Raw genomic sequence first — 19,088 nt, 5'->3', positions numbered from 1 at the left:
CTGCCTGCTGAATGCATCATGGCGCCCTTCTTCCCACACTCACCGGTCAAACCCTATGCGCCTGCTTCTCGTCGAGGATGATCGAGCCATTGGTCAAGGCATCCGCGTGGCCCTGAATACCGAGGGCTACACCCTTGACTGGCTGGAGGACGGACTGAGCGCGCTGCACGCCTTGCGCAGCGAGCCATTCGACCTGTTGCTGCTCGACCTCGGATTGCCACGCATGGATGGCCTGGACCTGCTGCGCCAGTTGCGCGCTGAAGCACTCACCCTGCCGGTGCTGATCCTGACTGCACGCGACGGGACTGCCGACCGTATTGCCGGCCTGGATGCCGGTGCGGACGACTACCTGATCAAGCCCTTCGACGTCGATGAATTGAAAGCCCGGGTCCGCGCCCTGCTCAGGCGCAGCCAGGGCCGTGCGCAACCGCTGCTGGAGCACGCGGGCATCAGCCTCGACCCGGCGTCGCAACAGGTCAGCTTCAAGGGCAGCGAAGTACCAATGACGCCGATGGAGTACCAGCTGCTGCATCAACTGATGATCCGCCCCGGCAAAGTGGTCACCCGCGAGCGTTTGTCCAATACCCTGTACGGCTGGCAGGACAAGGTCGAAAGCAACACCTTGGAAGTGCTGATTCACAACCTGCGCAAGAAACTGTCTACCGAGCTGATCCGTACCGTGCGCGGCGTCGGCTACCTGCTGGAGCTCAAGGCATGACCTCGGTACGCGCGCGCATTCTGATCCCGGTACTGATGCTGTTGCTGCTCGGCGACCTGACCATCAGCCTGCTCGCCCTGCGCGACAGCCATCACGAAATCGAAGAAGTCTACGATGCACAACTGGCCCAGAGCGCGCGCCTGCTGCAAGGTGTGCTGCGTCAGCGCGCAGCGGGTGAGCAGGACCTCGACAAGCTGTATCAGGCGTTCGATCAGGCCATGAGCCGGGTCGGCACCAGCGGCGTGGCCCATCCCTACGAAACCCGGCTGACCTTTCAGGTCTGGCGTACCTCGGGCGAGCTGCTGGTGCGCTCGGCCGAAGCGCCGCTGCTCAGTGCACCTCCGGCAACCGAAGGCTCCCATGATCTGGTCGAGAACGGGCACGAGTGGTGCGGCTTTCTCCTCGCCGATCCACAGCAGGGTTTTCTGATCTGGGTGGGTGAGCGCGATGACGTGCGCCAGGACCTGATTCAGCGCATTGTCAGTCACACGCTGTGGCCGACGCTGATCGGTGTGCCGCTGCTGGTAGTGGCGATCTGGCTGGCCATCGGCTGGGGCCTGCGCCCTCTGCAAGCGATGGCCAGAGTCATCCGCAAGCGCGATGCCGAGAGCCTCGAACCGCTTGATGTAACGCCACTTCCCAAAGAACTGGAGCCCATGCAGTACGCGCTCAATCGTCTGCTGACCCAGATCGAAAGTGTGCTGGAACGCGAGCGACGCTTCATCGCCGACGCGGCCCACGAACTTCGCACGCCGCTGACCATCCTGCGCATCCACGCGCAGAACGCACGCCAGGCCGAAACCCCGGAGCAACGCCTGGAAGCACTGGATTTCCTCGTGCATGGCGTCGACCGCGCCGCCCGCCTGGCCAGTCAGTTATTGACTATGGCACGCCTGGAACCGCGTCTTGAAGTCAGCCAGTTACAGACCTTCGAGCTAAACACACTGGTACGCGAGGAGATGGCCGAACTCACGCCACTGGCCCTGGAAAAGCGCGTCGATCTGGTGTTCGAGGAAGGCGAGGATTGCGTGATTCGCAGCGACCCGGCAGCCATCACCATTGCCTTGCAGAACCTGCTGACCAATGCGCTGAATTTCGCCCCGACCGCCAGCGAGATTCGCGTCGCCCTGCACACCCAGGAAGATGGCAGCGCGCACCTGTCAGTCGAAGACGCAGGGCCGGGTATCGACGAACAGCAGAAGGCGCGCCTGTTCGAACGCTTTTACAGTCAGGGTCACAGCAATGGCGCAGGACTGGGGCTGGCGATCGTCGACATGATCGTGCGCAAACTGGAAAGCAGCCTGCACCTGCGCAACTCGGCGCAGGGCGGACTGTGTGCAGAGCTGCGCATCAAGAGCAGGACGAGCTGAACCCTGCTCGGCTCAAAGCACCACGCGCAGGCATTGCCCGGCGTGATACAGGGTGAAGCCCGCGTCGTAGGCCAGGCTGCGCAACGAACTTCCCGAGACCTTTTTGCCGCTTGAAAAACTCATCGGCAACGCAGTTGCATCGTCAGTCAGCAGGTAATCGGCAAAGCACTTGCCCACCAGCGTCCCGGTGGTCACCCCGCGGCCATTGAAACCGGTCGCCGCCAGCAAGCCTGGCGCTGGTTCGAAGAGGCGCAACAAGTGGTCCGGCGTGAAGCCGATGCGCCCGGTCCAGGTGCTCTGCCACTCGACCCGGCCCAGTTGCGGGAAGTAATGCTGCTGGACGCGATCCGCCCACTGACGAATGAACCACAGCGGATAATTGCCGGCGTTACCCAGGCTGCCCAGTAGCAGGCGCCCATGGGCATCACGACGAATGTTGCTGAGCACCGTGCGCGTATCCCACGAACCCTGCCCGCCGCGCAGAATCTGCGCCTGCTCGGCACCGCTGAGTGGCTGCGAAGCGACCTGATAGTAGTAACCTGTGAAGATGTGATCCTTGATATCGGTCCACTCGCCTTCGGTGTAGGCATTGGACGCGATGATCACTTTCTCGGCGCTCACACTGCCCGCAGCAGTAGAGACCTTCCAGCCGTCAGCGGTGCGTTGCAAGCCGTTGACAGGAGAATCACCGAACACTTGCCCACCCTGCGCCACCACGTTGAGCGCCATGCCCGAGACATAGGCCATCGGGTTCACCGTGCCGGCGCGGTGATCGAGCAAGGCACCGCTGACCTTGTCGGTACCACAGGCGTCTTCGCAGGGTTTGCCAGTCAGTAATTCGACGTTGGCACCGCGCCGCTGCCACTGTGCGGCGCGGCTGCGCAGGTCAGCCAGGCCCTTGGCGTTATGCGCCATGTGCAGGTTGCCGGTGCGCGTGTCCTGGCAATCGATGCGGTACTGGTCGATGGTCGCGAACACCAGTGCCGGTGCCGCGCCCAATGCGCCATTCAGTCGGCTGGCCTCGACGCTGCCCAGTACTTTGTCCAGCTGATCGGGCGCCACCCAGGTCCCGGCATTCACCAGGCCGACGTTGCGTCCGGAACCGCCATGGCCGACCTGGTGCGCTTCGACCACACACACCGACTTGCCGCCTTCCAGCAAGCGCAACGCCGCCGACAGACCGGTAAACCCGGCACCGATGATGCACACATCGGCGCTCCGCTCACCGCTCAGGGCCGGGCTGACCGGACGTTGCGGAGTCAATTGTTCCCACAGACAGCCTTCAGCAAACTGCACCATCGAAAAACTCCAGCAATGTCGGTAACAAGCGCCCGGTTCACATCAGTCGAAAACGATGCCCTGAGCCAGCGGCAACTCGCGGGAGTAGTTAACGGTGTTGGTCTGCCGGCGCATGTAGGCGCGCCACGAATCGGAGCCGGACTCGCGGCCGCCACCGGTTTCCTTCTCGCCACCAAATGCCCCGCCGATTTCCGCACCGCTGGTGCCGATATTGACGTTGGCAATACCGCAATCGCTGCCCGCGGCGCTCTGGAAAGCCTCGGCCTCGCGCAGGTCGGTAGTGAAAATGCACGACGACAGGCCCTGCGGCACTTCGTTGTTCAGGCGCAGAGCCTCTTCGAAGTCGTCGTAGGCCAGCACGTAGAGAATCGGCGCGAAGGTTTCGTGACGCACGACGTCGCTCTGGCCAGGCATTTCGGCAATGGCCGGCGTGACGTAGTAGCCGTTCGGGTATTTGTCCTGCAACTGACGCTCGCCACCGAACACCTGTCCGCCTTCGTCACGGGCCTTGGTCAGCGCGTTCTGCATGGCCGAAAACGCTTGCTGGTCAATCAGCGGACCGATCAGATTACCTTCACGCGGATCACCGACGCGCACCTTGGCATAGGCCGCCTTGACGCGGGCGACCACTTCGTCCTTGATCGAACGGTGCACAATCAGGCGGCGCAACGTGGTGCAACGCTGACCGGCGGTGCCTACCGCACTGAACAGAATGCCGCGCACGGCCAAGTCCAGATCGGCGCTCGGGGCCAGTATCATCGCGTTGTTGCCACCCAGCTCCAGAATGCTGCGCCCGAAACGGGCGGCGACACGCGGACCGACTTCACGGCCCATGCGGGTGCTGCCGGTGGCGCTGATCAGCGGCACGCGCGGGTCATCGACCAGCGCTTCGCCGGCGTCACGATCACCAATCACCAATTGCGCCAGTGCTGCGGGTGCATCACCGAAAATCTTCAGCGCCTTGTCGAACAGCGCCTGACAGGCCAGTGCCGTCAGTGGGGTCTTTTCCGAAGGTTTCCAGATCACCGGATTGCCGCAGACCAGCGCCAGCGTGGTGTTCCAGGCCCAGACCGCGACCGGGAAGTTAAACGCGCTGATCACGCCGACCACGCCCAGCGGGTGCCAGGTTTCGCGCATGTGATGACCGGGACGCTCGGAGGCGATGGTCAGACCGTACAGCTGACGCGACAGACCAACGGCAAAGTCGCAGATGTCGATCATTTCCTGCACTTCACCCAGACCTTCCTGAGTGATCTTGCCGGCCTCGACCGACACCAGTTCGCCCAGATCAGCCTTGTGCTCACGCAGCACTTCACCAAAGATCCGCACCAGCTCGCCACGCCGTGGGGCCGGCACTGTGCGCCACTTCAGAAACGCGCTGTGGGCGCTGTCGATTCGCGCCACCACCTGTGCCTTGCCTTCAAGCGTGACCGAGGCAATCCGGCTGCCATCAATCGGGGTGTAAACCGGATAGTCCCCTTGGGTGTGGGCACTGCTCGCCACGCCCAGACGTGCTAGTAACTCGGCAACCATGTTGATTCTCCTGTCATGAAACCACGGTGGAAATCATCGATGACCTCAGTATCAAGCCACTCAGGGTCGGGCTACAAACGACGTTTTTGAAAAACATGATTCCTTTTAGGAATGAACTTCTGATCATTAGCAGCCAGAAAAGCCATTACATCGGGAATTATTGGAATGACCCGGTGATTTTATTTCGTTTGCGAGCGCTGCCCGATGTTTGTTTGGATAAGGCCATCATGATCACCCGGAGTCGGGGCCAGACCGATGAGCGAACACATCAGCGAATCCATTTCGTTTGTCCACAACATCACGTTGTCCCACGGCCGCAACGCTGAAGTCTGGGACACCGACGGCAAACGCTACATCGACTTTGTCGGCGGCATCGGGGTGCTCAATCTGGGGCATTGCAACCCGCAGGTGGTCACGGCCATTCAGGATCAGGCGGCAAAGCTGACCCACTATTGCTTCAACGCCACGCCTCACGACCCGTACATCCGCTTCATGGAGCAGCTCACGCAGTTCGTGCCGGTCAGTTATCCCCTCAGCGGCATGCTCACCAACAGCGGTGCGGAAGCGGCTGAAAATGCGTTGAAGATCGTACGTGGCGCTACTGGCCGTACTGCGGTCATCGCGTTCGATGGTGGCTTTCATGGCCGAACGCTGGCGACCCTGAACCTCAATGGCAAGGTAGCGCCCTATAAACAGAAAGTCGGCGTACTGCCCGGCCCGGTCTTTCACGTTCCGTTCCCCAGCAAGGACAATGGCGTGTCCACCGAGCAGGCACTCAAGGCCATGGACCGGCTGTTCAGCGTCGAGATCGACGTCAACGACGTGGGCTGCATCATCTTTGAGCCGGTGCAGGGCGAAGGCGGTTTTCTGGCCATGCAGCCGGACTTTGCCCAGGCATTGCGAGCGTTCTGCGATAAGCACGGCATCGTGCTGATCGCCGATGAAATCCAGTCCGGCTTCGGCCGTACCGGGCAGCGTTTCGCGTTCAGCCGCCTGGGCATCGAGCCCGATCTGATTCTGCTGGGCAAAAGCATTGCGGGCGGCATCCCGCTGGGCGCCGTGGTAGGTCGCAAGCCGTTGCTGGACAACCTGCCCAAGGGCGGCCTGGGCGGTACCTATTCCGGCAACCCGATTGGCTGCGCAGCGGGCCTCGCGTCACTGGCACAGATGACCGATGCCAACCTGTCCAGTTGGGGCGAGCAGCAGGAACACGCCATCGTTTCACGCTATGAAGCCTGGCAGGCGAGCAGACTGTCGCCGTACCTGGGCAGGCTGACCGGTGTTGGCTGCATGCGCGGTATCGAACTGATCACGCCGGAGGGCGAGCCCGGCACCCGACAGCTCGCCGAGCTGCTGAGCTCAGCCAGGGACGCCGGGCTGCTGCTGATGCCCAGCGGCAAGTCACGGCACATTATCCGCCTGCTGATTCCGCTGACCATTGAGCCCGATGTGCTGCACGAAGGGCTGGATATTTTCGAGCGCTGCCTCGCGGCGCTGGCTTGAACCCGTACGGAGAAAACACCCTGATGAGCACAGCACGCTTTGCCGACCCGGATAAGATCCGCGCGGGTTTTTCTCGCGCCATGTCGCAGATGTACAAGCACGAAGTGCCGCTGTACGGCACGCTGATGGCGCTGGTGAGTGAAGTCAACGAACAGGTCATGAGCCATGACAGCAGTGTGCTGGACAGCCTGCGCCAGACCGGTGAAATCCAGCGCCTGGACATGGAACGGCACGGTGCGATCCGCGTCGGCACGGCACAGGAACTGGCCACCCTCGCCCGCCTGTTCGCGGTCATGGGCATGCAGCCGGTGGGTTACTACGACCTGAGCGCGGCCGGCGTGCCGGTTCACTCCACCGCCTTTCGCGCCGTGCATGAGCAGGCGCTGCAGGTCAGTCCGTTTCGCGTGTTCACCTCGTTGCTGCGTCTGGAGCTGATCGAAAGCGACAGCCTGCGTGAGTTCGCCAGTCAGGTGCTGGGCAAGCGCAGTATCTTCACGCCCGGCGCCCTGGCGTTAATCGACAAGCATGAAGCAGACGGCGGCTTGAGCGAAGCCGATGCGTCCGAGTTCATTCAGCAGGCGCTGGAAACCTTTCGCTGGCACAACACGGCGACGGTTTCGCTGGACGACTATCAGAAGCTGAACACTCAGCATCGCCTGATCGCTGATGTGGTGGCGTTTCGAGGTCCGCATATCAACCACCTGACGCCACGCACGCTGGACATCGATGCGGTTCAGGCCGGCATGCCTGGCAAGGGCATCACACCCAAAGCGGTGGTTGAAGGGCCGCCACGTCGCCAATGTCCGATACTGCTGCGCCAGACCAGTTTCAAGGCGCTGGAAGAACCGATTACTTTCATCGGCCAAGGGAGCATTCAGTCGGGCAGCCACTCGGCACGCTTCGGCGAGATAGAACAGCGTGGCGCTGCACTGACGCCCAAAGGCCGCGAGCTGTATGACCGGCTGCTGAACGATGCCCGCGAAGCGCTGGGCGAGTTCCCCAGTGAGGCTAATGCCGTTCGCTATGCCGGGCTGCTGGAAGAAACGTTCAAAGCGTTTCCGGACAGCCACGCTGAAATGCGCAGGCAGGGTCTGGCCTACTTTCGCTATTTCCCGACCGAGTCAGGCATTGCCGCGCGCGCATCCGGCAGTCTGGAGCAGCTTGTCGAAGCCGGTCATGTGCGCTTCGAGCCATTGGTGTACGAAGACTTTTTGCCGGTCAGTGCGGCGGGCATCTTCCAGTCCAATCTGGGCGATAACGCACAGGCGCATTACGCGACGAATTCGAATCAGCAGGATTTCGAGCGGGCGCTGGGACGCGGGACGCTTAACGAACTGGACCTGTATGCCGACACCCAACGGCGTTCCTTGGAGGAATGCGCCAGGGCGCTGGAGCTGAGCAGTCCAGCCTACTAATTAGTGAGAGCGAGCTTGCTCGCGAAGACGATGTTTCAGGCGATGCATTTTGGCGCCCATACCGACTTTTTCGCGAACAAGTTCGCTCCTACGGCCTTCGGCCAGAATCAAACGCGCACTTATGTATAACGATGAGCGCTCTGCGTCACATTCCCGGTTCGCTACCCCTTGGGCAAAAGGCCGTTTTGATTCTGCCCAACGGGCGTAAGAGCGGACTTGTCCGCGAAGGGGCCGAAAGCCTTCCCGAGAATGTATCGCCTGAAACGTCGTCTTCGCGAACAAGTTCGCTCCTACGGCCTTCGGCCAGAATTAAAAGCGCACTTGCGCATAATGATGAGCGCTCTGCGTCACATTCCCGGTTCGCTACCTCTTGTCCAGAAGGCCGTCTTGGTTCTGCCCAACGGGCGTAGGAGCGGACTTGTCCGCGAAGGGGCCGCAAGCCTTCCCGAAAATATATTGCCTGAAACATCGTCTTCGCGAACAAGTTCGCTCCTACGGCCTTCGGCCAGAATCAAACGCGCACTTATGTATAACGATGAGCGCTCTGCGTCACATTCCCGGTTCGCTACCCCTTGGGCAAAAGGCCGTTTTGATTCTGCCCAACGCGCGTAGGAGCGGACTTGTCCGCGAAGGGGCCGCAAGCCTTCCCGAAAATATATCGCCTGAAACATCGTCTTCGCGAACAAGTTCGCTACGGCCTTCGGCCAGAATCAAAAGCGCACTTGCGCATAATGATGAGCGCTCTGCGTCACATTCCCGGTTCGCTACCCCTTGGGCAAAAGGCCGTTTTGATTCTGCCCAACGGGCGTAGGAGCGGACTTGTCCGCGAAGGGGCCGCAAGCCTTCCCGAAAATATATCGCCTGAAACATCGTCTTCGCGAACAAGTTCGCTCCTACGGCCTTCGGCCAGAATCAAACGCGCACTTGTGTATAACGATGAGCGCTCTGCGTCACATTCCCGGTTCGCTACCCCTTGTCCAGAAGGCCGTCTTGGTTCTGCCCAAAGGGCGTAGGAGCGGACTTGTCCGCGAAGGGGCCGCAAGCCTTCCCAAAAATATATCGCCTGAAACATCGTCTTCGCGAACAAGTTCGCTCCTACGGCCTTCGGCCAGAATCAAAAGCGCACTTGCGCATAATGATGAGCGCGCTGCGTTACATTCCCGGTTCGCAACCCCTTGTCCAGAAGGCCGTCTTGGTTCTGCACAACGGGCGTAGGAGCGGACTTGTCCGCGAAGGGGCCGCAAGCCTTCCCGAGAATGTATCGCCTGAAACGTCGTCTTCGCGAACAAGTTCGCTCCTACGGCCTTCGGCCAGAATCAAACGCGCACTTGTGTATAACGATGAGCGCTCTGCGTCACATTCCCGGTTCGCTGCCCCTTGTCCAGAAGGCCGTCTTGGTTCTGCCCAAAGGGCGTAGGAGCGGACTTGTCCGCGAAGGGGCCGCAAGCCTTCCCAAAAATATATCGCCTGAAACATCGTCTTCGCGAACAAGTTCGCTCCTACGGCCTTCGGCCAGAATCAAAAGCGCACTTGCGCATAATGATGAGCGCGCTGCGTTACATTCCCGGTTCGCAACCCCTTGTCCAGAAGGCCGTCTTGGTTCTGCACAACGGGCGTAGGAGCGGACTTGTCCGCGAAGGGGCCGCAAGCCTTCCCGAGAATGTATCGCCTGAAACGTCGTCTTCGCGAACAAGTTCGCTCCTACGGCCTTCGGCCAGAATCAAAAGCGCACTTGTGCATAATGATGAGCGCTCTGCGTCACATTCCGGGGCGTTCTGTGTTCTGTTTAAAGCAACGATAAATAAAATTCGCAATATTGGTGTGCAACCTCGTGCTATGCATACTGCGGTTGCGTGTGGACAGCAAAGTGCCGTATTCAAAGGCTCATCCCTTCAAATAGCGCACCCTGTGATCCCCTTGCAAAGGCTCGAAGCAGTTTGGGTCTGGATCACATTCAGACCTCATAAAAATACCTGGCCGGATAACGGTCTCCATGACTTCATGGACTTTTTAACGCTGCCCTGGCGCTTTACCGCGCCGACCTGAAAAACAGAATAACGATTGATAAGGCCTGAAAAAGGCCATTCAGCAGGCAAGGGGATCATCATGCAAAACTCACACGCTGCAGTGTCGGGTGACAATCAGGCCGTTTCATCGACGGTGAAACTGTATGTCTGGGCCGCCGTTATCCTCACCATTGCCGAAATGATCGGTGCCGTCAGTATCCCGCTGGGCCCCGGCAAGGTGGTGTTGTTGCCGATGGTGTGGGCGCTGCTGCTGGGCGCGACGATCGGCCTTGCCAGCCGCCGTATGCCAGGCACCATTGGCATCGACCACGGTACGCAATTGCGCTCGGCCTCCATCCTGCAACCTGCCCTGCTGCTTTTCATTGCCAAGCTCGGCCTGGTGGTCGGTGGCTCGCTGCCGGTGGTGTTCGCCTCCGGGTGGGCGCTGATGTTTCAGGAGTTCGGCCACTTCGTCGGCACCGTGATGCTCGGTCTGCCGGTCGCACTGATGCTCGGTATCAAGCGCGAAGCCATTGGTGCGACCTTCTCGGTCGGCCGTGAGCCGAGCCTGGCAATCATCGGCGAGCGCTATGGCATGGACTCTCCGGAAGGTCGCGGCGTATTGGCCGAGTACCTGACGGGCACCCTGTTCGGCGCGCTGTTCATTGCCATCGTCGCCGGGTTTATCGCCAGCCTGGGGATCTTCCATCCCAACTCGCTGGCGATGGGCTCAGGCATCGGTTCGGGCAGCATGATGGCCGCTGCTGCCGGGGCGATTGCCGCACAACAAACACCGGAAGTCGCCAAGGAAGTCATGACCCTGGCGGCAGCCTCGAACCTGATCACCACCACCATCGGCACCTACTTCACCCTGTTCATCTCCCTGCCACTGGCGGTCTGGGGCTATCGTGTGCTCGAGCCGCTGATCGGCCGCACCACCAAGGCATCGATGAGCGAGGAAGGCCTGCGCCACAGCGACGTGTCGCTGGAGGTGCCGGAACTGGGCTGGTCGGGCAAGATCAGTGCGTGGCTGGCTGCGGGTGCACTGGCACTGATTGCCAACTATGTCGGCTACAAGACACTGTCAGGCGATGCCTTCACCGGCATGGGCATCATGATTTTCTGTGCCTTCGTGGGTGAGGTGTTTTGCAACCTGCTTCGCCGCAAGATCCCCGCCGTGTGCATGGTGTCGCTGGTGGCAATGTTCCTGACCTCGCCGGCATGCCCCTGGGCCGCCGAGATTGCGCGGATCACCAGCTCGATCAACCTGCTGGCGGTCATTACTCCGATGCTGACCTTCGCCGGTCTGTCGATTGCCAAGGACCTCCCGGCCTTCCGCCGTTTGGGCTGGAGGATTGTACTGGTGTCGTTCCTCGCCAACTTCGGTACGTTCATCGGTGCGGTATTGATCGCCGAGCTGTTCCATTGATCCACACTGCCTGATTCGGCGCGAGTCAGCCCAGCGCCTCGTTCACCAGCCAGTCATGCACTGCGCGACGTGACGGGGTGCTCAGCGCCCCTTCGCGATAGGCCAGCACGTATTTCTTTCTGGCCTTGATCGGATGGCCGAAGGGCACGATCAGCAAGCCCTGCTCCAGCTCATCGGTAATCAGCGCCTTGCGGGCAATGGCCACGCCCATGCCCATGCGCGCGGCGTCGATGGTCAGGTGATTACGGTTGAACGTGTGGCCGCGACGCACATCGATGCCATCGGCACCGATGGCCGTCAGGTAGAACTCCCACTCCGCATATTCATAGCTGCCGCGCCAGGCGGTGATGTCGTGCAGCAACGGAAAGTGCACCAGCTGACTCGGCGTATCCAGCGGCGGCTTGCCCACTAGCAGGTCAGGCGAGCAGACCGCAAACAGCTCTTCCTCCAGCAAGGGCGTAGTCGACAACCCCGGATAGCTGCCGTCGTTCAGGTCGATGGCCAGATCGAAATCGTCATCACGCAACGACCCGCTGCTGTCCTCGGCAATGATCCGCAACTGGATGTCCGGAAACGCTGCCTGCAAGCGTGGCAGGCGCGGCATCAACCATTTGCTCAGGAATGATGGAATGCAGCGCAGCTTGAACACCCCGCCGATACGCCCGGAATACAGCAGGCGCAGTTCTTCGCTGATACGGCTTTGCACTTCGTTGGCGACCACCGCCAGACGCTGACCTTCAGCGGTCAGCTCAAGCCCGCGCCCGACCCGGTGAAACAGCGCAAAGCCCAGGCGCTCTTCGAGCTGGCGCATCTGCTGACTGATCGCGCCGGGGGTGACGTGCAATTCTTCCGCGCAGCGGGTGAAGGACAGGTGACGGGCCGCGCAGGCGAACACCTGTAGCCAGGCGTGCATCTGTGCGTTGAAGATTCTGCTCATTGAAGAGTTCCGCTAAAGCGTTGCATAGCAACAATCGTTTGTCGTTTCGACAGCCGAAGCCAAAGATGAGTAACAGAAAAAGGGGAATACCAAATTCCCGTGCATCATCTCACCTGAAGGACCTTCGTGATGGCTATCAGCGTCTTCGACATGTTCAAAATCGGCATCGGGCCGTCCAGTTCCCACACCGTCGGGCCAATGCGCGCCGGCGCACTGTTTGTGACCGAACTGCGCAATCACAACCGGTTGCACAGCGTAGAACGGATAGAGGTGCGATTGTACGGTTCTCTGTCGGCCACGGGCATCGGTCACGGCAGCGATCGCGCAACGGTCATGGGCCTGATGGGTGAGTGGCCTGACCAGATCGACCCTAGCCAGGTCAACCAGCGCATCGACGCGCTGCGTGCCGATAACCAGCTGATGCTGGCGGGCGAACAGGCCATCACCTTCGTCTGGGAGCGGGACATGTGCCTGCTCGATGAAAGCCTCCCCTACCATCCCAATGGCATGACGCTGTGCGCCTATGGCAAGAACGGCGAACTCCACGAGCAAACCTACTATTCGGTGGGCGGCGGCTTTGTAATTGACGCCGAGCAGGCAGCCAGTGGTGTACTGGACAGTGACACGACTGTGCTGCCTTATGACTTTTTCAGCGGCGCGCAACTGCTGAGGCTGTGCAAAACCCACGGCATGAGCATTTCCGAATTGATGATGGCCAACGAAAAGGTCTGGCGCAGCGAGGAAGAAATCCGCGAGAAAATCATGGTGATCTGGGCCGCGATGCGTGCCTGCGTCGACAAGGGCCTGGTGGAAACCGGCATCCTGCCCGGTGGCCTGAACGTGCGGCGACGTGCCTACCGCCTGCATCAGAACCTGCAGAACCTGGATAACCCCAACGTGATCGGCTCGACGCTGAGCGCCATGGAATGGGTCAACCTGTTCGCCCTCGCGGTCAACGAAGAAAACGCCGCAGGCGGGCGCATGGTGACGGCGCCCACCAACGGCGCGGCTGGCATCGTGCCCGCCGTGCTGCACTACTTCATGAAATTCAAACCCACGGCCAATGACGATGACGTTGTACGGTTTTTCCTGAGCGCCGCTGCGGTCGGCATTCTGTGCAAGAAAAACGCCTCGATTTCCGGTGCCGAGGTCGGTTGTCAGGGTGAGGTAGGATCGGCCTGCGCGATGGCCGCCGCGGGCCTGGCAGAGATCCTCGGCGCGACGCCCGAGCAGGTAGAGAACGCTGCCGAGATTGGCCTGGAGCATAATCTGGGGCTGACCTGCGATCCGGTCGGCGGGCTGGTGCAGATCCCCTGCATCGAGCGCAATGCGATTGCTGCCGTGAAGGCCATCAATGCCGCCCAGATGGCCCTGCGCGGCGACGGCGAGCACCACATCTCGCTGGACCACGCCATCCGCACGATGCGCGACACCGGCGCCGACATGCACGACAAATACAAGGAAACCTCACGCGGCGGCCTGGCGGTCAACCTGATCGAGTGCTGACAGCGCAGACGACTGCGGCGGGTTCGGCGCTTACGGATTCAGCAGCGTCGAACCCGAATAGAAGATGCCGGCCAGTGCAATCAGCAGCAGCGTCAGACTGGAAACGATCTCGATCTTGCGCTTGTACTTCAAGGCCAGTTTCTGACGCATGAGGAAGATGTAGGAGAACATGATCGTCAGGTCAAGGATCACGTAGATTCCCGACAACAATGCGATGCTGCCTTTGAACGACGCGGTAACGTGAATGAATTGCGGGAAAAACGAAACAAAGAAAATGATGTCCTTGGGGTTGGAAATCCCCACCAGAAAGCCGGTGACCAGTCCACTGTGCTTGCCTTGCTTAGGGACCGGCGCTGCATCGCTCTTTGCAGGGGCAGAACGCAACGCCTGCTCCAGTACCTGAAAGGACATATAGGCGATAAACAGGCAACCGATCAGGCTGATCCAGTTCAGCACCTGCTCGCTGACCGACAGCGTGCCGGTCAGGATAAATGCCGAGACCATCACCAGCACCAGCGCCGCCCAGTTGGTACCCAACGCCGTCAGCACTGCCCGTTTCGGACCGCACGCAAGGCTGGTACTGACGACGAGCGCCACCACCGGACCGGGTATGATGATCAGCATGAATACGCTGAACGTGTAGATAAGCAGCAACGATATATCCATGGGTACTCAACGCTCGCTAAAAGGGTCAGTCGTGTTGGCTTTGATGTGAAGAGGGCATCTGGATAACGACAGCCCGCCTTTTTCGTATAACTGATACTGCTTCCACTCAAGGCTGTCGCCATCACCGAAAAAGCCCAGCGTGTCGGGCATCACGCCTTTGTTGTAATCGGCGATTCGCTGACGAATTCTTTCCCTGATCTTGCGCCCGCTTTCCGTCTCGCCACTCGCCACTTCGTCAAAGTTTTCACGGGGATTGACCACGAATACGATGTGCCCACCCAGCGAACGGCTTTTCATCGCGGTATGGCGGGGAAAGCTCATATTGATGAACAACGACAGCCCGGCGAAGTGGTACGTCCATTCGAACGTTTCCGGATTCGTACACGCGCCAGCGGGCCAGGGTGAATTATCATCGTCATGCAAATGTTGTAACGCGGCCCAGGCATGGGCCTGTTCTTCGGCGAGGGTGTTGAAATCGTTTTTTTCGAAAATGACAATTAGCGGATTGAACAGGCGATCTTCAAGTGGTGTTTCATTGACGAACTTCACATACGCTTGCAGGCCATCACACAGCGTCTGTCGTTCATCTTTTTCGGGAATGAACAACAGCAGACAACTGCCAGCCTTGTTGGCCCGACGTCCAAACAGGCAGGGAAACCCCTTGTCACTCAGCACCTGTTCGAATTGCCAGTAAGCCTGAATTCTCCAGCCCATTTCGAGGGCCGTATCACTTTCCAGCAAACGCCTTACAACAGACTGGCGTAATAGCATTTCGGACTTGGGCAGCATAAAGCCTCACGCACACAACAGATAAGAACACCGCCTCGTTGTTTGTTTTTTTGCGACAGTGAAGAGCCGGCGATTCTGACCGGAGACAGGGATGCTTAAAAATGGAAAAAGAGGTAGCCTGTGATGATAAATAATCATGGTTAGTTATCGGATGACTGAACGCATGCCTCCGCTTTACGCGCTAAGAGCCTTTGAGGTCGCCGCGCGATCATGCTCTTTTACGCGTGCGGCACAGGAACTATCACTGACTCAAAGTGCTATTAGTCGTCATATTCGGACGCTCGAAGAAACCCTCGGTTGCCGCTTATTCGAGCGTAAAGGTCCGAGGCTTTCGTTAAGTGATGAAGGTCGGCGACTGTCCAGCCAGCTCAAGATCGGCTTTCGGATCATAGAAGACGCTTGCCAGCCTTTTCGCGGTCAGGCCGCGAACCTGCGTCTCAAATCGCCGTCGACCCTGACCATGAGATGGCTGCTGCACGCGCTGGAATCCTTCAAACAGCCCGAACCCGCCCTGCCGGTCCAGCTTTCCAGTGTGTGGATGGACTTCGATAGCGTGGACTTTTACTCAGAGCCCTTTGACTGCGCGATTCTGTTGGGCAATGGCAACTTCGGTGCGGAGGTGGAAACCTGCAAGCTGTTTGATGAGTGGCTGATTCCGATCTGCTCGGCAGACACGCTGGGCGATCAACCCTGGGGACCGGAGCGCCTGGAGGAAGCCGAGCTCATCCATCCGTCGAGTGACCGCAGGGACTGGCGGCGCTGGTTGAACCGGATGGACCTCGCCGGTCAGGTGACGTTGAGCAACGGCAAGGTATTCGACACCCTTGATCAGGGCATCACCGCTGCGGTCAGAGGGCACGGGGTATCGATCGGTGATCTGTTTCTGATCGCTGATGATCTGAACGAGGGCCAGGTGTTTTTGCCCTTCAACTCGGCGGTGGGAACGGGTGATGCCTATTATCTGGTCTGGTTGCAGGACAGTTTCAAACGCCAGCGGGTACTGGAGCTGCGCGACCATCTACTGACCTGCCTGCCGGATATATCCGGTATCGCAGTGGAATTGCTCACCGCGCCTTCATCCGTGGCTGCTCGCTAGTGTTGTGCACAGGTCATGATGCCCCCGGAAAACAGGCTTGACTATCGTGCCTGCGCTACGCGTCGGCATGCAGCTCTGGACGCGCTGCGTCCTGTTTGTGGCGCTACGCACTCAGAATCGAGTGCGCAGGCAAGTCATTCAACTGACCGGCAAACACTGCTCCACCAGCGAGGTCCACACCGCAACGCCGGGTTCGATGACCTGGTCGTTGAAGTCGTAGTACGGGTTGTGCAACGCCGCCGACGGCTTCTCGCCGTCGACGCCCATCCAGATATAAGCACCCGGACAGGCATGCAGCATGAAGGCGAAGTCTTCGGAGGCCATCGACGGGTTGCAGCCCCACTGCACGTTGGCCTCGCCCACTGCAGCGACTGCTGCACGACGGATCGTGGCTGCCGCTTCGACGTGGTTCTCGGTCACCGGGTAGCCGACGTTGTAGACCAGCTCGCCGCGCACGCCGAAGGCCGTCGGCAAACGCTCGACGAACTCGCCGATCAGGCGCTGGACCTTCTCCCGCACAGGGGTTTGCAGGCAACGCACGGTGCCCCGCAGTGTGGCGGTTTCCGGGATCACGTTGATCGCCTCGCCGGCATTGAACTGAGTGATGCTGACCACCGCCGAATCAAGCGGCGACAGGCGCCGGGAGACGATGGTTTGCAGGCCCAGGACCAGTTCGGCAGCGGCCACGATCGGATCGTTGCCCTTGTCCGGCATGGCCGCATGGCTGCCTTTGCCGGTCAGGGTGATTTCAAAGGTGTCGAGCGACGCCATCATCGGCCCCGGATTGATCACCACCTTGCCCGCCGGCACGCCCGGCCAGTTGTGCAGGCCGTAGATGGCTTCCATCGGAAAGCGCTCGAACAGCCCGTCTTCGATCATTCGCTGTGCGCCGCCGAGGTTCTCCTCGGCAGGCTGGAAGACGAAATGCACCGTGCCGCGAAAGCGCCGAGTCTCGGCCAGATGCCTGGCGGTGGCCAGCAGGATCGCGGTGTGGCCATCGTGACCGCAGGCGTGCATGCAGCCCTTGTGGGTCGACTTGTGAACGCTGTCGCCCAGCTCCTGAATCGGCAAGGCATCCATGTCGGCACGCAGGCCGATGGTCGGGCCGTCGCCGTTACGCAGGGTGCCGACCACGCCAGTGCCGCCCAGACCACGGTGAATCTCGATGCCGAAACTGCTCAGCAGCTCTGCCACCTTGTCGGAGGTTTTCAGCTCCTGAAAGCCCAGTTCCGGCGCGGCATGAAGGGTGCGGCGCCACACGGTTGCTTCGTCAATCAACGTCTTTGAAATGGACATGTGCTTACTCCAGACTCGCGCCGTAGCCAAAGCTGGCGGCTGGCTTGGCGGCGGTTTCGACCCAGACGCTTTTCACTTCACTGTACTCGCGCAGGGCATCCAGACCGGAAGACCGGCCATAACCACTCTCACCATAGCCGCCGAACGGCGAACTGACGTGAATAGTCTTGTAACCGTTGACCCAGAAGGTCCCGGCACGCACTTGTCTGGCAACGCGGTGAGCGCGGCCGACATCGCGGGTCCAGACACCACCGGCCAGGCCGAAACGGCTGTCGTTGGCGATGCGGATCGCATCCTCTTCGTCCTTGAATGGAATCGCCACCACCACCGGGCCGAAGATTTCTTCCTGCGCGCAATAGAGCTCGTTTGAGCCTGCCAGAACGGTCGGGTTGATGTAGTAACCGGGCTTTTCCGGGATCGGATCAGCATGCTCGCCCACCAGCTTCGCGCCGTCTTTGAGCGCTTGCTCGACCATGTTTTTCACGTGGTTGTATTGCTTGGCGTTGTTGATCGGGCCGATCTGGGTTTCAGGGTCGCTCGGATCACCGACCTTGAACTGTGTCGCTGCCACTGCCAGGGCATCGGTGAACTTCTCGAAGATCGATTCCTGCACCAGCAGGCGCGAACCGGACACACAGCTCTGCCCGGCACCGGAAAAGATCGCGGCCTGGGCACCGCGCAAGGCGACTTCCAGGTCGGCATCGTCGAACACGATGTTGGCCGACTTGCCGCCCAGCTCCAGCACCGCAGGAATGCAACGCTGCGCTGCCGCCACGGCGATATGCCGGCCAGTGGCGGGTGAGCCGACGAACACCACCTTGCGAATGTCAGCCTTGGCAATGAACGCCTGGCCGATGGAATGACCGAAACCGGCAATCACGTTGACCAGCCCTTTCGGCACGCCGGCCCGCTCGATCAGCACGCCGACCATCAGCGAGCTGAGCGGGGTCAGTTCCGACGGTTTGAGAATTACCGCGTTGCCCGCTGCAATCGCCGGGGCGATCTGCCAGCCACAGGTGAAGATCGGCGCATTCCAGGGTGTGATCTGCAACACCGTGCCCAACGGTTCGTAGGTCACATAGTTCAGGTGCGTGGTCGGCACCGGGATGATCTCGCCGTGCAGCTTGTCCGCCCAGCCGGCGTAATACTCGAACATCTCGGCCACTTTGAGTACTTCGACACGGGCATCGCGGATCGGCTTGTTGGCGGTCAGGGATTCGATCTGCGCGAGGTTTTCCAGCTCGTCACGAATCAGATTGCCCACCTGATACATGGCGCGGCCACGTGCCTGAGCGGTCAGTGCCCACCATTGTTGTTGCGCAGCTTTTGCGGCCTTGTCGGCCACTTCGACCAACGACTCGTCGGCGTCCGGGAAACTCAGCAGCAGGCTGTCGTCATGGGCATTGCGCACTTCAACGGGCGCGCCGTGGCCTTCGATGAACTGGCCGCCGACGTAGCTGGCGATGACACTGCGATCGCCCCAGTAAGGACGCATCAGTTCGAGGATTCTTGCAGTGCTCATCGC

General features: G+C 60.3%; 14 protein-coding genes. 7 read left to right on the top strand and 7 right to left on the bottom strand.

Going from position 1 to position 19,088, the window contains the following annotated elements; translation table 11 throughout:
• Positions 1 to 55: 55 nt before the first annotated feature.
• Together JOE29_RS07480 and JOE29_RS07475 are read left to right on the top strand one after the other, a co-directional pair.
• The gene (locus JOE29_RS07480; RefSeq protein WP_003412541.1) at positions 56 to 718 is read left to right on the top strand and encodes a response regulator; all 663 of its coding nucleotides are present in this window, start codon (positions 56 to 58) and stop codon (positions 716 to 718) included.
• Positions 715 to 2,088, top strand: coding sequence for a sensor histidine kinase (locus JOE29_RS07475; protein WP_003314786.1), 1,374 nt, complete (start codon positions 715 to 717; stop codon positions 2,086 to 2,088). Before JOE29_RS07480 ends, JOE29_RS07475 begins: the two co-directional genes overlap by 4 nt.
• Positions 2,089 to 2,100: 12 nt before the next feature.
• Here JOE29_RS07475 and JOE29_RS07470 read toward each other — a convergent pair whose 3' ends face one another.
• On the bottom strand, positions 2,101 to 3,387 hold the full coding sequence (locus JOE29_RS07470) for an FAD-binding oxidoreductase (RefSeq protein ID WP_210079252.1): 1,287 nt from the start codon (positions 3,385 to 3,387) through the stop codon (positions 2,101 to 2,103).
• Between the two features lie 42 nt (positions 3,388 to 3,429).
• Entirely contained in the window at positions 3,430 to 4,920 is a 1,491-nt protein-coding gene (locus JOE29_RS07465) for an aldehyde dehydrogenase family protein (protein WP_046270696.1), read from the bottom strand.
• Positions 4,921 to 5,175: 255 nt separating this feature from the next.
• On the opposite strand from JOE29_RS07465, the gene JOE29_RS07460 reads away from it, so the two are divergent.
• The 3 genes from JOE29_RS07460 (at position 5,176) to JOE29_RS07450 (ending at position 11,273) form a co-directional block, all read left to right on the top strand.
• On the top strand, positions 5,176 to 6,423 hold the full coding sequence (locus JOE29_RS07460; RefSeq protein ID WP_210079250.1) for an aspartate aminotransferase family protein: 1,248 nt from the start codon (positions 5,176 to 5,178) through the stop codon (positions 6,421 to 6,423).
• Between the two features lie 23 nt (positions 6,424 to 6,446).
• On the top strand, positions 6,447 to 7,838 hold the full coding sequence (locus JOE29_RS07455) for a VOC family protein (protein WP_210079248.1): 1,392 nt from the start codon (positions 6,447 to 6,449) through the stop codon (positions 7,836 to 7,838).
• Positions 7,839 to 9,944: 2,106 nt separating this feature from the next.
• Entirely contained in the window at positions 9,945 to 11,273 is a 1,329-nt protein-coding gene (locus tag JOE29_RS07450) for a DUF3100 domain-containing protein (RefSeq protein WP_044313617.1), read from the top strand.
• 25 nt (positions 11,274 to 11,298) lie between these two features.
• On the opposite strand, the gene JOE29_RS07445 is transcribed toward JOE29_RS07450, so the two are convergent.
• Complete coding sequence (locus tag JOE29_RS07445) at positions 11,299 to 12,210, bottom strand: LysR substrate-binding domain-containing protein (protein WP_003314779.1); 912 nt, start codon at positions 12,208 to 12,210, stop codon at positions 11,299 to 11,301.
• A gap of 129 nt (positions 12,211 to 12,339) precedes the next feature.
• On the opposite strand from JOE29_RS07445, the gene JOE29_RS07440 reads away from it, so the two are divergent.
• Positions 12,340 to 13,716, top strand: coding sequence for an L-serine ammonia-lyase (locus tag JOE29_RS07440; protein ID WP_024664098.1), 1,377 nt, complete (start codon positions 12,340 to 12,342; stop codon positions 13,714 to 13,716).
• A gap of 30 nt (positions 13,717 to 13,746) precedes the next feature.
• Here JOE29_RS07440 and JOE29_RS07435 read toward each other — a convergent pair whose 3' ends face one another.
• On the bottom strand, positions 13,747 to 14,382 hold the full coding sequence (locus tag JOE29_RS07435) for a LysE family translocator (protein ID WP_024663550.1): 636 nt from the start codon (positions 14,380 to 14,382) through the stop codon (positions 13,747 to 13,749).
• Positions 14,383 to 14,388: 6 nt separating this feature from the next.
• The gene (locus tag JOE29_RS07430) at positions 14,389 to 15,171 is read right to left on the bottom strand and encodes a YqcI/YcgG family protein (protein ID WP_004416936.1); all 783 of its coding nucleotides are present in this window, start codon (positions 15,169 to 15,171) and stop codon (positions 14,389 to 14,391) included.
• A 151-nt stretch (positions 15,172 to 15,322) separates the two neighbouring features.
• On the opposite strand from JOE29_RS07430, the gene JOE29_RS07425 reads away from it, so the two are divergent.
• Positions 15,323 to 16,267 carry a LysR substrate-binding domain-containing protein gene (locus tag JOE29_RS07425; protein ID WP_017279811.1) on the top strand — a complete coding sequence of 315 codons (945 nt, stop codon included), beginning with the start codon at positions 15,323 to 15,325 and terminating at the stop codon, positions 16,265 to 16,267.
• Positions 16,268 to 16,405: 138 nt separating this feature from the next.
• On the opposite strand, the gene JOE29_RS07420 is transcribed toward JOE29_RS07425, so the two are convergent.
• A complete protein-coding gene (locus tag JOE29_RS07420) occupies positions 16,406 to 17,563 on the bottom strand; it encodes a M20 aminoacylase family protein (RefSeq protein ID WP_024663548.1) in 1,158 nt (385 codons plus the stop codon).
• A 4-nt stretch (positions 17,564 to 17,567) separates the two neighbouring features.
• On the bottom strand, positions 17,568 to 19,085 hold the full coding sequence (locus tag JOE29_RS07415) for an aldehyde dehydrogenase family protein (protein WP_210079246.1): 1,518 nt from the start codon (positions 19,083 to 19,085) through the stop codon (positions 17,568 to 17,570).
• Positions 19,086 to 19,088: the final 3 nt, after the last annotated feature.

Source organism: Pseudomonas sp. PvP009, from assembly GCF_017832995.1.
Lineage (GTDB): Bacteria > Pseudomonadota > Gammaproteobacteria > Pseudomonadales > Pseudomonadaceae > Aquipseudomonas > Aquipseudomonas syringae.
The sequence above is the reverse complement of the archived record's forward strand: the minus strand, read 5'-3'. Positions and strand labels throughout refer to the sequence as shown.